Here is a 12,860-nt window from a genome sequence, read left to right as displayed (position 1 = left end):
AATGCGGCCAGACTCACCAACCCCACAGGACCATGGACTTGGAGCCGGCGGGAGTGAAGTTGGAGTCGCCGGTGGTGCAGGCAGCGGTATCGGCGGCGGTATCGCGACCGGGCAGTTCGCGGGTTTCGCGGCGGATGGCGTTGCGCCAGAGGCGGGCGCGGTTGGAGCGTTGCACCTCCACGATGTTGCCGTCTCGGCCAGCGGCGAAGACGCTTTCCTGGTCGCCGGTTTGCATGCGCTTGACTTCACGGCGCAACTGTCGATTCTCTTCTTCGAGCTCGAGGATGCGCGCGATACCGGAAAGATTGATGCCCTCATCCTGACTTAGGCGCTGAGCTCGGGTCAGGCGGGCAATGTCGCGCAGGCAGTAGCGGCGTGCGCCGCCATCGGTGCGCTGCGGACGGACCAGACCCAGCCGGTCGTACTGGCGAAGGGTCTGGGGGTGGATGTTGGCCAGTTCGGCGGCCTGGCCGACGGTGAAGATGGGCAGTTCGATATCGAAGCCGACATCATCGGCTCCGTCGAGATCGGCCCTGCCCATCACCAGCGCGGTTGCGCACATTGCGTACAACTGCTTCATTTGGTTGGCTAACCGCGCCATTGTTCACCTCCTGATTACAGGCTGAGATAGTCGCCGGCTTTTTCGTCGAATTCTTTGGCGGCGTGCTTGACCGCCAGACCCGGCTTGGCGGGGACCATGATCTGCACGCGGCCGATCAGGTCGCCCGGCTGGTTGCCGCGCTGGACACCGAGTCCCGCGAGCTTGACCTCCGCGCCGGAGCTGGAACCGGCCGGCACCTTGAAGGTGACGGGATTGCCGTCGATGTCCTTGGTCTCGACCTTGCCACCGGCCACGGCCTGGCCCACGGTGACGGGCAGGTCCATGACGATGTCGTGGCCGCGCATCGAGAACGCGGCATCGGGCTTGACGGTGACGTGCAGGTACAGGTCACCTGCCTTGCCGCCATTGATGCCCGGCTTGCCCTTGCCGGCAAGCTTGATTTTCTGGCCGTCCTTGACGCCCGCAGGCACGTGGGCCTTGAACTTCTTGCCGTCCACGGACAGGGACACGGTAGCGCCCTTGACCGCCTGACGCAGGGTCAGGCTGATCTTGGAGTTGCGGTCCTCGCCGTTTTCGGGGCGCGGGGCCTCCTCATAGCCATAGCCGCCGGCATTGCCGTACGCCTGCTGGCTGTAGCCGCCTTGGCCTGCAGCACCGCCGAACATCGAGAAGATGTCGTTGATGTTGTTGGGGCCGCCGCCCGAAGTGGAGAAGCGGATGCGCGAGCCATTGCCGCCGGCACCCTGGCCGAACATGGAACCGAAGATGTCGGAGAAACCGGAAGCATCGAAGCCGCCGGCGCCGGAACCGCCGGCGAAGCGGGCGCCGCCCATGCCGAACTGACGAATCGCGTCGTACTTCTGGCGATCTTCCTTCTTGCTCAGCACGTCATAGGCTTCGGAGATGTCCTTGAACTTCTCCTCGGCTTCCTTGGTCTTGTTGACGTCAGGATGGTATTTGCGGGCGAGCTTGCGGTACGCCTTCTTGATGTCGTCGTCCGAAGCGTCCTTGGAGACACCAAGGACTTTGTAGAAGTCTTTGCTGAGCCATTCGTTTTCAGCCATTCATGTCTCCTTTCGTATACGTTCTTCGCGTTGGCTCCCCTCATCGAGGGGAGCCAACATGTCATCGGTCTTGCGGGGAGGCCACGACCACACGGGCGGCGCGGATTACGCGGTCGCCGATGCGGTAGCCGGCCTCAACCACGGTGTCAACCGTTTCCTTGTCGGCATTCGCGTCCGGCTTGTGCAGGATCGCGTCATGCTTGGTGGGGTCGAAGTCCTCGCCCTTTTCGCCGAACTTCTCGACGCCGAACTTCTCGAAGGCTTTGTCGATCTTGGTGGCAACGGCCTTGAACGAGTCGTCCATCTCGCTGTGTTCGCGAATGCGGTCGATATCGTCGAGGGCGGGCAGCAGCGCGGTCAGCACGTCGATGATGCCGTGCTGGCGGAAGCGCTCCTGCTCCTTCTGCGTGCGATTGCGGTAGTTGATGAACTCCGCACGTTCGCGTTGCAGGGCTTCGAGGTAGTCTGCGGCTTCCTTCTTGGCCTTGCTGAGGGGGGTGAGGGTGTCTTCGGAATCGGACTGGCCTTCGCCAGTCTTCTCTCCGGCATCCGACTTCTCTCCCTCAGCTGCGGCAGGAGCCGCGTCGGCTCCTTCATTGGAAGGAGCCTGGGCAGCCGAATCCTGCGCAGAGTCGGACTCGGCGGAGGCGTCAGCCCCTGAAGAGGCCTGAGCGGCCTGGCCGGCAGCCTCAGCATCTGAGGGATCCGGCAGGTCGTTCAGGTAGTCGTCCTTGTTGAACTCGGACATCACTTGTTGTCCTTGTCGTCATCGTCGTCCACGACCTCGGCCTCGACGGTGTCGTCGTCGGAACCGGAGGCGGAGCCAGCGGAAGCGCCAGCGCCGGCAGCGCCAGCCGCACCGGCACCAGCCGCGGCACCCTCGGCACCCTGCTGGGCGTAGAGGACCTGGCCGATCTTCTGAGCGGCGGTCATCAGCTCAGTCTGAGCAGTCTTGACCTTCTCGGTGTCGTCACCCTTCAGGGCTTCCTTCAGAGCGTTGACCTTGTCGGTGACTTCCTTGACGATGTCGTCGGAGAGCTTGTCCTTGTTGTCGTTGACGAGCTTCTCGGTGGAGTAGGCGAAGGCCTCAGCCTGGTTGCGGGTCTCGGCGTCTTCCTTGCGCTGCTTATCCTCAGCCTCGTGAGCCTCGGCTTCCTTGACCATGCGGTCGATCTCGTCCTTCGGCAGGCCGGAGCCACCGGTGATAGTCATGGACTGCTCCTTGCCGGTGCCCTTGTCCTTGGCGGACACGTGCACGATGCCGTTGGCGTCGATGTCGAAGGTGACCTCGATCTGCGGGACGCCACGCGGCGCCGGGGCGATGCCGGTCAGTTCGAAGGTGCCCAGCGGCTTGTTGTCGCGTGCGAACTCACGCTCGCCCTGGTAGACCTGGATCAGCACGGACGGCTGGTTGTCTTCAGCGGTGGAGAAGACCTCGGAGCGCTTGGTCGGGATGGCCGTGTTGCGATCGATGAGCTTGGTCATGATGCCACCCTTGGTCTCGATACCGAGGGACAGCGGGGTCACGTCGATAAGCAGAACGTCCTTACGGTCGCCCTTGATGACGCCGGACTGCACGGCGGCGCCGACCGCCACGACCTCATCCGGGTTCACGGACTGGTTCGCTTCCTTACCGCCGGTAAGCTCCTTGACCAGATCCTTGACGGCGGGCATACGGGTGGAACCGCCGACGAGCACCACGTGGTCGATGTCGCTCACGGAGATGCCGGCGTCGTGCAGCACGTTGTTGAACGGCGTGCGGCAGCGGCCCAGCAGGTCGGAGGTCATTTCCTCGAAGTGCGCACGGGTCAGGGTCTCGTCCAGGTGCACCGGGGTGCCGTCGGGGGTCATGGCCAGGTACTGCATGGAAATGCTGGTGGAGGTGGAGGAGGAGAGTTCCTTCTTCGCCTGCTCGGCGGCTTCCTTCAGGCGCTGCAGCGCGATCTTGTCCTTGGACAGGTCGACGCCGTACTTGTTCTTGACTTCGGAAACCAGCCAATCGATGATCTTCTGATCCCAGTCATCGCCACCGAGGTGGTTGTCGCCGTTGGTGGCCTGAACCTGAATGGTGGAGAAGCCGTCGTCATCCTTGCCGATCTCCAGCAGGGAGACATCGAAGGTGCCGCCGCCGAGGTCGAAGACCAGGATGCGCTCGTCTTCCTTGCCCTTCTCAAGGCCGTAGGCTAGAGCGGCTGCGGTCGGCTCGTTGATGATACGCAGGACGTTCAGGCCGGCGATCTTGCCGGCGTCCTTGGTGGCCTGACGCTGGGCATCGTTGAAGTATGCCGGGCAGGTGATGACGGCGTCGGTGACGGGCTCGCCGAGGTATGCCTCGGCGTCCCTCTTCAGCTTCATCAGGATCTGCGCGGAAATCTCCTGCGGGGTCCACTTCTTGCCGTCGATGTCGACGGTCCAGTCGGTGCCCATGTGGCGCTTGACGGAAGAAATAGTGCGGTCAACGTTGGTCACGGCCTGACGCTTGGCCACTTCGCCGACGAGGATCTCGCCGGACTTGGAGAAGGCCACCACGGACGGCGTGGTGCGCGCGCCTTCAGCGTTGACGATAACGGTGGGTTCGCCACCTTCGAGAGTCGCGATGCAGGAATTCGTGGTTCCCAGATCGATACCAACTGCGCGTGCCATAATGTGTGCTCCTTTGTGGGACTTGCGATTGCCCGGCCGGCGCCGCCGTTCGCCACGACCCGTTCGGGTTGTGACGCGCGGTGTGCGCGAGCCGTCTCGCACGTGTTCGTTCTTTCGTTCTTCGCCCGGGTTTCGGTCGGTTCCGTGTGCGGTTCCTCTCGGTTGTGGGGTTTGCATTCGCAACCGCCCATTCCCGTGCTTCCGAAACTTGAGCCTACACCACTCAACTTTAAACCGCAAGTGCATATTCCCGGATTCGGCAAAAAACTTGAGCTATTCTCACTCAGGTTTCTGCGAAGCGCGGCACACGGCACGTATCGCGTCACAGCCAAAAGCCGCCGGAAAACGATCGCCCGCCGGGCATCGGCTCGGCGGGCGATGGTTTTCCGGCGGCTGGACGACTCGGGATTACCGGTCGACCAAGGCCGAATCAGTTGTTCCTGGCGTTACGCGCGGCCTTAATGAGCATCGCGATCGCAACCAGCATCACAGCCGCGATGGCGATGGCCATGACGGCGGTACCGGTGGCGCCCAGCGGGCCGGAGACCGCGGAATCGTTCGGCACCTTGCCCGAAGCGATCACGCCGTTCTTGTCGGCGCCCGGCTTCTTGTCGGCGGAGCCGGCGGCCGGCGCCTGGATGGCGACGGTCGCGACCTTGCCGGACTGGCGACCGGTGACGGTGAGCGTGTACTCGGCGCCTTCCGACATCTTGTCGAGCGCGATCGAAGTGGTCTGCGCGGGCTTGACGCGCACGCCGGACAACGGGGTGCTGGAATCGGACTTGGACACCACGGCGCCGTTCTTGTCCTTCAGCTCGTAGCTGAGCAGCGCGTCGCCGTTGAACCCGTCGACATTGGCGACGTACTTGCCGGCCTGCGTGCGGGCGACCTTCACGGTGCCATCCTTGGAGAGCGCGTTCTGCTCGTCGGGGGAGGTGGCCAGGCCCAGGGCGCCGGCGATGGTGTAGAAGTTGTCGGTCTGATCGGTCAGGCCGATGACGCGCTGGGCGCCGGGGCCGGAAGCGGCGATGCGCAGCTGGGTGCCGGTGTGCTCCATGTCGCCGCCGTTGTAGCCGCCTTCGGCGTCGGTGGAGGCTGCCTGGGCGGTGCCGTAGGAGACGACCATGTTGTTGCCGTCGGCGGACTTGAGCACGGTGGACAGCGCGTAGGCCGGCTGGGCGTTGAGGACCTGGGAGGTGTGCGCATGATCGGCGGTGACGATCACCAGCGTGTTCGTGAGGTCCACGTTCTTGATGGCGTAGGCGATGGCCTGGTCGAAGTCGTCGGTCTCGCCGATCTGGCCGCAGGCGTTGGCGGCGTGGTCCTGCTTATCGATCGAAGCGCCTTCGACCTGCAGGAGGAAGCCGTTCTTCTGACCGTTCGGGTTGGCGTTGAGCAGATCGAGCGCCTTCTTGGTCATGTCCTTGAGCGAGGCGCCACGGTTGCCGAGCCAGGCGTCATTCGGGGTGCACACGGTCGGGTTGGCGTCCTTGGCCGGATCCTTGGCGGTGGCCTTGGACGGGTTGAACTTGGTCGGCATGTTGCCGTCGCTCATCAGGGCGAGCACCGGCTGGCCATCCTTGTACTGCAGGGCGTTCATCGCGGCCGGGTCGTTCTCAACGGTCTGGAAGCCCATGTCCTTGGCCTGCTCCCACACGGTCTTGCCCTTGTATTCGCCGCCCTGCACGGTCTGGCGGAAGTACTTGGAACCACCGCCGATGGTCACATCGGCGCGGGTGTCGAGCAGCTGCTCGGAGATGGAGCCGATGCCGCCATTCTCCTTGAGCTGGTTGGCGAGGCACTGTTTGGAGGCGTTGTTGGAAGTGCCGTCGGTCTTGCCCTGCGGGCCGTAGCAGGCACGCTCGGTGGAGTGCGATTCCAGCACGGCCGGGGTGGCGTCCTGGATTTCCGCGGTGGACACGTTGCCGGTGGCCTTGCCGGCGGCCTTGGCCAGCTCGAAGAGATTCAGCTGCGGGTTGCCGTAGATGTCGACGTCGACGGCGTTGTTGTAGGTCTTGGTGCCGGTCGCCCATGCGGAACCGGACGCGGAGGAATCGGTGACGGGGGTGAGCTTGCCCGGGTTGGGGTTGGCGACCAGCTTGCCGGCGGCATCCTTGCCGACGGCGCTGTCCTTGCTGCCGTCGCCGAGCGAGAAGGTCGTGTACTGACCGGTGCCCGCCTGCACGTCGTCAAGCGCGCCGGGCTGACCGACCGCGTCCAGACCATCGAAGTGGCCGTTGGCGCCTTTCAGATAGTCGCGGGCGATGGTGATTTCCGAATCGCCCATGCCGTCGCCGATGAACAGCACGACGTTCTTCGCGCTCTTGTTGCCGATGGCGGCGATGCGCTGCGCCGCGCCGTGCTTGGCGAGCTCGGCGACCGACTTGCCGTTGGGGCTGTAGGTGCCGTTCGCGGCATCGACAGCAAACGCCGGAGCGGCGAGCGCGCCGAGCGTCGCAATGGAGGCGATCGCCGCTACGGCGCTCGTCAAAGCCTTGTGATTGCCCATTGTTCTTCCTTCTTCCATGCAGTGTCATCTGCGCCGTCCGGCCCGCACTCCTCCGGCCGCACCCGTTTGGCCACGTCCGTCGTCGTCACGCCTTCCAGCTTCGCGGAACCGTTCCGCACCTGCATTGCTTGGATCTTTCGATTCCGGATTCCACGGTAGGCATCACAAGCCAACGTCCGGATACCGCCGGAAGAACGCCGGGTGAACATTCTTCGTCGAATCGGCCGAGGCATCATCGCCGCATGAACCGGCAAAGCCATACACGATCCGCACCTGGCAGTACATGTTCTCGAAAATCCGCCCCGAATTCCCCGAGGCGGCGTTCGTCGCCGAATGTTGGCCGACCGAACGAATCGATGCAGGCCGGATTCGACATGGACTTCTACCTCGACTGGCGCTGGGACGGCCACCCGACGCTCTCCCCGCAGTCGTTCGTCGTGCTCGGATAGCCCGCTAATTGCCCAACTCACCGAATGTATTGCAATCGTTGTCAATATGAGTTACGGTAAAGACAGAACAGCTCGGACATTGGTCTGCCAGATTGCCGGAACCTCAACGCAGAGCGGCCCTCGAACAGCAATGCAAACGACTAGCAGTACCCGATTTGCAAGCAAGGAGTCATCATGACCGACGCGCACGGCAACGACGCAGCGACCATCACCGGCACCATCGCAGACGCCACCAACGACGCCGCTTCCGGTGCCTCGCAGCGTACGGAAAGCGCTGAACGACTCACCCGTCCGCTGGTCAAGCTGGCCAAAACCTGCGGGCTTGCCACCTCATTCATCGACCAGCTCGGCACCTACACCGAAATCAGCGACGCGGCCTTGGTCGCCGTACTCAATGCCCTCGACGTGGACGCATCCAGCGACGAGGCCATCGCACGCTCCATGACCCAACTTGAGGTGGAAAACAGCAAACGTTTGCTCCCCTCCACCATCGTCGCCACCACCGGCAAACCGACCGGCATCACCCTGAACTGTTCGTCGGACGCGGACATCATCGTCTCCATCGAGCTGGAGGACGGCACCGCGTTCGGCCACTTTGCCCTGCTGCCGCACCTCAATTCCGGCAAGCCGGACTTGACCATCGCTCCCGATCTGCCGATGGGCTACCACACACTGACCGTCACGGTGGACGGGCGAGAGGGCAAGGCGGCCATCATCGCCGCCCCCGCGCGCATTCCCGTGCCGGAGGCGGTCGCCGAGCACCAGCGGTGGGGCTGGATGACGCAGATGTATTCCGTGCGGTCTCGCGAATCGTGGGGCATCGGCGATTACGGCGATCTGAAGCTGCTGCTGGCGGACGCGGCTGACAAGTCCAAAGCCGACTTCATGCTCATCAACCCGATTCACGCCGGCGCGCCGATTCCGCCGCTTGAGCCATCGCCGTATTTACCGGAATCGCGCCGATTCCTCAACGTGACGTACATCCGCCCGCAGGACATCCCCGAATACGGCACGCTGCCGGCCGATATCCGAGCGCAGGTGGATGCGCTGCATGATTCAGTGGCCGCACGCAACGACGAATCGAACCCGATGGACATCAACGCGGCGTGGGCGGCCAAACGCCCGGCGCTGCGCCTGATCTTCGACGCGGGCCGCAACAACAAGCGCGAGCTCGAATTCGAGCATTTCAAGACCACCGCCGGCCCAGACCTCGATTCCTTCGCCACCTGGTGCCTGTGCTTCGAGGTATGGGGCGCGCCGTGGGGCGAGAACCGTTGGTTCTTCGAGAAGACCATCGACGACCCGGCCGTGCGCCAGCTCGTCGAGGAGCACCACGACCTGTTCGAGTTCAACCGTTGGCTGCAGTGGATTGCTGCCGAGCAGGTGAACGCCGCGCAGCAGGAGGCGCTGGACCACGGCATGACACTGGGTCTGATGCAAGACATGGCCGTGGGCGTGCACGGGCTCGGCGCGGATGCCTGGGCCAATCCGGAACGCTTCGCCTCCGGCGGCGTCACGGTCGGCTGCCCGCCGGACTTCTATAACCAGCAGGGCCAGGATTGGGGCCAGCCGCCGTTCAGCCCACGCTATCTGGAGGCCACCGGCTACCAGGTGTACCGCGAGATGGTGCATTCGATGTACGAGCACGCGGGCGCGGTGCGCATCGACCATGTGCTGGGCCTGTTCCGCCTGTGGTGGATTCCGCAGGGGCTCGGCGCCCTCAACGGCGCATACGTAACGTACAACCACGAAGCGATGCTGGGAGTACTGGCCATCGAAGCCACGCGCGCCGGAGGCATGGTGGTTGGCGAGGATCTGGGCACCGTGCCGGATTACGTGCGCCGCATTCTGGCAGATCACGGCGTACTCGGCACTGACGTGGAATGGTTCAACCGCGTGGACGATTCGCCGAACGCCGGCGACCCGTACCGCACACCCGAGGACTACCGCAAGCAGGCATTGGCCTCGGTGACCACGCACGATCTGCCACCCACCGCCGGCTACCTGAACTTCGAACACGTCAAGCTGCGCGAGGAGCTGCATCTCCTGAGCGAGCCGGTGGAGGCGTTCGCCGCCTCGGCGATGGCCGAACGCACGGCCATGATGAACCGTCTGGTGGAGAACGGCTATATATCGCAGACCGTGGCGGATGATGTGGAAGGCCATGTGCAGGAGATCGTGGAGGCGATGCACGCCATGCTCACCGATACGCCGTCGCTGCTGCTGCAGGCAGCGTTGGTGGACGGCGTGGGCGAATGCCGTTCCCAGAATCAGCCGGGCACTTCCAGCGAGTATTCGAACTGGCGCGTGCCGCTGGCGGACAGCTCAGGCCACGTGGTGCATACCGACGAGGTCTTCGACCTGCCACGCGTGCAGTCCCTAGCCGCCGTGATGCGCCGAGAGAAGCGGTGATCGATTCCGGCAATGGGAAATTGGTCTAAATCAGCCCCTCGTAATCGAGATAGCCGAAGACGACGACTTGTTATGGGCATGTTATCGTTGTCATGACAATGATTGTTCGCGACGGCGAAGGAGCGACGGCATATGACCAAGGCAAGCATTCAGGCAGTGGCCCGCGAGGCCGGCGTTTCCGTATCCACGGTGTCCCGAACCTTCGCCAAGCCGGATCTGGTGCTTCCCGAGACTCGAGACCGAGTGATGGCCGCGGCCGAAAAGCTCGACTACTCAGTCTCTCGCTCGGCCGCCGCCCTGAAATCCGGCCAATCGTTCCGTATCGCATTGCTTGCCAGCGAGACCATCGCCAGCTGGTTCAATTCGAACATCTTCGCCGGCCTTGACTCGGCGCTGCGCCCCTCCGGCTACGACACCGTGCCCTACCCCATGCGCAACGCCGCCGAGCGCCACGACTTCTTTGCGGATTTGCCCGTGCGGCGCAATGCGGATGCGGTGATTGTCAGCTCCTTCGACATCGAACCGGCTGAGGTGGAGCGACTGAAGCATATGCACGTGCCGATTGTCGGCATCAACATCCCCTCCACCGATGGGTTCGACGCAGGCGTGAGCATTGATGATTACGCCGCCACACGTTCGGCTATCGAGCACCTGATTGCACTCGGCCACCGGCAGATCGCGTTCGTCGGCAGCGCACCGACCGAAACCAATATGCGCTACAGTACCGAGGCTCGTTTGCAGGGTGTCATTGATGCCGCTGCCGCCCATCCGGGGATCGAGCTAACGCCCCTGAGCATTCAACGCGGTCTTGGCGAAAGCAACGCGGCATTGAACGCCGTACTGAACGCCTCCCCCAGCATCACCGCCTTCTGTTTTGAGGATGATGAAATGGCCGCGCCCGTGCTGTATCGCCTGCGTCAATACGGGCGGCGGGTACCTCAGGACATTTCCATCATCGGCTTCGACGATTCCACCCTGTCCGCCGCCGTGGGACTGACCACGCTGCATCAGGACCCGTTCGCAATGGGCGCGACTGCCGGGCACATGGTATTGGATGCCATTGCCGGCAAGTCAATCGAACCGGCATTCGTACGGCCGGACACTCCGCTAATACTGCGCGAAACCACCACGCCGCCTGCCGCGACAGCAGCGCCCGCGCAGGCGTGACCACGTTACCACCGCAAAACGCCGATAAATCGATTGTTGCATGCGTAATTCACATGATATCGTTGTCATCATCAATACAACGGTTGGGCCTTCACACAGCAGTTCGGGCGCGACCGGAACAACCCAACCACAACGCACCCGGAACAGGAGGGAATCGGCATGACCGCAAATAATCTCAATGACGACTGGTGGAAGCAGGCCGTCGTCTACCAGATCTACCCGCGCAGCTTCAAGGACGTCACCGGCGACGGACTCGGCGACATCGCCGGCGTCACCGAGAAGATGGACTACCTGAAGAGCCTCGGCGTCGACGCCATCTGGCTCTCCCCGTTCTACCCCTCCGATCTGGCGGACGGCGGCTACGACGTGATCGACTACCGCAACGTCGACCCGCGACTGGGCACCATGGACGACTTCGACGCGATGGCCAAGGCCGCGCACGAGGCCGACATCAAGGTGATCGTGGACATCGTACCCAATCACACCGCCGACAAGCACGTGTTCTTCCAGGAGGCCCTCGCCGCCGAGCCCGGCTCCCCCGCACGCGATCGCTACATCTTCCGCGACGGCCGCGGCGAGCATGGCGAACTGCCCCCGAACGACTGGCAATCCTTCTTCGGCGGCCCGGCCTGGGCGCGCGTGGCCGACGGCCAGTGGTATCTGCACCTGTTCGATAAGGCGCAGCCGGATGTCAACTGGAAGAATCCGGACATCCACGAGGAGTTCAAGAAGACCCTGCGTTTCTGGTCCGACCACGGCACCGACGGCTTCCGCATCGACGTGGCGCACGGCCTGGCCAAGGACCTCGAATCCAAGCCGTTGGAAGAGCTCGGCCGCGAATACAGCGTGGTCGGCGTGCTGAATCATGACTTCAGCCACCCGCTGTTCGACCGTCGCGAGGTGCACGATATCTACCGCGAATGGCGCAAGGTGTTCAACGAGTACAACCCGCCGCGCTTTGCCGTGGCCGAGGCGTGGGTGGTGCCCGAGCACCAGCACCTGTACGCTTCGATGGACGAGCTGGGCCAGTCCTTCAACTTCGACTTCGCGCAAGCCAACTGGTATGCCGACGAGTTCCGCGAGGCCATCGCCGCCGGACTCAAGGCGGCGGCCGAAACCGGCGGTTCCACCACCACGTGGGTCATGAACAATCACGACGTGCCGCGCAGCCCCTCCCGTTACGGCCTGCCGCAGATCAAGGGCGCGCCCTACCACCAGCTGCCGCACGACTGGCTGCTGCGCAACGGCACTACCTATCCCGAGGATCGCGAGCTTGGCACTCGCCGCGCCCGCGCCGCCGCTTTGATGGAGCTCGGCCTGCCCGGCGCCGCCTATATCTATCAGGGCGAGGAGCTGGGCCTGTTTGAGGTGGCCGATATTCCGTGGGATCACTTGGAGGATCCGACCGCTTTCCACACTGCTCAGGCCACGATGGACAAGGGCCGCGACGGCTGCCGCGTGCCGCTGCCGTGGACCGCCGCCGATGAGCCGGCCTTGGCCGATTTCAGCCGTCCGACTCCGGCCGATGACGGTACCGGCGAGAACCATGTGCCGCTGTGCGCCGCCGGCCAGTTCGGCACGGGCGCTTCCTTCGGCTTCTCGCCGGCTACGCGCGCTGAGGGCGTGACGCCGGCCGCCGACCCGCACCTGCCGCAACCGCTGTGGTTCAAGGATTACGCGGTGGACGTGGAGCAAGCCGACCCGGACTCGATGCTCGCGCTGTATCGCGCCGCACTGGCGATTCGCCAGGAGTCGCTGACCGCCACACGCGACACCACGGCCGAGCAGGTGGACATGGGCGACGATGTGGTGGCGTACACCCGCGCGGCGGTTGGCGGGCGCACGTTCACATCGATCACCAATTTCGGCGATGACCCAGTTGTGCTACCCGAGGGCGATGTGGTGCTGGCGTCCGGCCCGCTGACCCCCGATGGCCAACTCCCCACCGACACCTCGGCGTGGATCATCACACAATAAGGCGCTTCCATGGGGTGGTAAATCTCTCATGGGGCGGTAATTTCCCCATGGGGCGGTTTGAAGGATTGGTGAAACCG

Annotated in this window: 9 protein-coding genes; 3 read left to right on the top strand and 6 right to left on the bottom strand. The window is 63.8% G+C overall.

From position 1 onward, the window contains the following. Window positions 1–13: 13 nt before the first annotated feature. The 6 genes from BLIJ_RS00750 to BLIJ_RS14065 all read right to left on the bottom strand — a co-directional run bounded on the left by BLIJ_RS00750 (window position 14) and on the right by BLIJ_RS14065 (window position 7,038). Complete coding sequence (locus BLIJ_RS00750; RefSeq protein WP_012576594.1) at window positions 14–601, bottom strand: heat shock protein transcriptional repressor HspR; 588 nt, start codon at window positions 599–601, stop codon at window positions 14–16. Between the two features lie 14 nt (window positions 602–615). After that, window positions 616–1,626: a DnaJ C-terminal domain-containing protein gene (locus BLIJ_RS00745; protein ID WP_012576593.1), complete on the bottom strand. Its 1,011-nt coding sequence runs from the start codon at window positions 1,624–1,626 to the stop codon at window positions 616–618. A gap of 61 nt (window positions 1,627–1,687) precedes the next feature. Then, window positions 1,688–2,374 (bottom strand): nucleotide exchange factor GrpE, encoded by a 687-nt coding sequence (grpE, locus tag BLIJ_RS00740; protein ID WP_012576592.1) that lies wholly within the window; start codon window positions 2,372–2,374, stop codon window positions 1,688–1,690. Then, window positions 2,374–4,269 (bottom strand): molecular chaperone DnaK, encoded by a 1,896-nt coding sequence (dnaK, locus tag BLIJ_RS00735; RefSeq protein ID WP_012576591.1) that lies wholly within the window; start codon window positions 4,267–4,269, stop codon window positions 2,374–2,376. The genes grpE and dnaK overlap by 1 nt, the downstream gene beginning before the upstream one ends. Before the next feature lie 430 nt (window positions 4,270–4,699). Continuing rightward, complete coding sequence (phoA, locus tag BLIJ_RS00730; protein WP_012576590.1) at window positions 4,700–6,778, bottom strand: alkaline phosphatase; 2,079 nt, start codon at window positions 6,776–6,778, stop codon at window positions 4,700–4,702. Beyond that, window positions 6,757–7,038 carry a hypothetical protein gene (locus BLIJ_RS14065; protein WP_126386272.1) on the bottom strand — a complete coding sequence of 94 codons (282 nt, stop codon included), beginning with the start codon at window positions 7,036–7,038 and terminating at the stop codon, window positions 6,757–6,759. The genes phoA and BLIJ_RS14065 overlap by 22 nt, the downstream gene beginning before the upstream one ends. A 363-nt stretch (window positions 7,039–7,401) precedes the next feature. On the opposite strand from BLIJ_RS14065, the gene malQ reads away from it, so the two are divergent. From malQ to BLIJ_RS00715, 3 genes are all read left to right on the top strand, one after another. After that, window positions 7,402–9,639 (top strand): 4-alpha-glucanotransferase, encoded by a 2,238-nt coding sequence (gene malQ, locus BLIJ_RS00725; protein ID WP_012576589.1) that lies wholly within the window; start codon window positions 7,402–7,404, stop codon window positions 9,637–9,639. Window positions 9,640–9,771: 132 nt separating this feature from the next. Then, window positions 9,772–10,806 carry a LacI family DNA-binding transcriptional regulator gene (locus BLIJ_RS00720; protein ID WP_012576588.1) on the top strand — a complete coding sequence of 345 codons (1,035 nt, stop codon included), beginning with the start codon at window positions 9,772–9,774 and terminating at the stop codon, window positions 10,804–10,806. 159 nt (window positions 10,807–10,965) lie between these two features. Continuing rightward, window positions 10,966–12,783, top strand: coding sequence for a glycoside hydrolase family 13 protein (locus BLIJ_RS00715; RefSeq protein WP_012576587.1), 1,818 nt, complete (start codon window positions 10,966–10,968; stop codon window positions 12,781–12,783). Window positions 12,784–12,860 lie beyond the last annotated feature (77 nt).

Origin of the sequence: Bifidobacterium longum subsp. infantis ATCC 15697 = JCM 1222 = DSM 20088 (assembly GCF_000269965.1) — a bacterium.
GTDB classification, from domain to species: Bacteria; Actinomycetota; Actinomycetes; order Actinomycetales; family Bifidobacteriaceae; genus Bifidobacterium; species Bifidobacterium infantis.
Note: the sequence above shows the minus strand (reverse complement) of the source record. Positions and strands in the feature narration are given on the sequence as shown.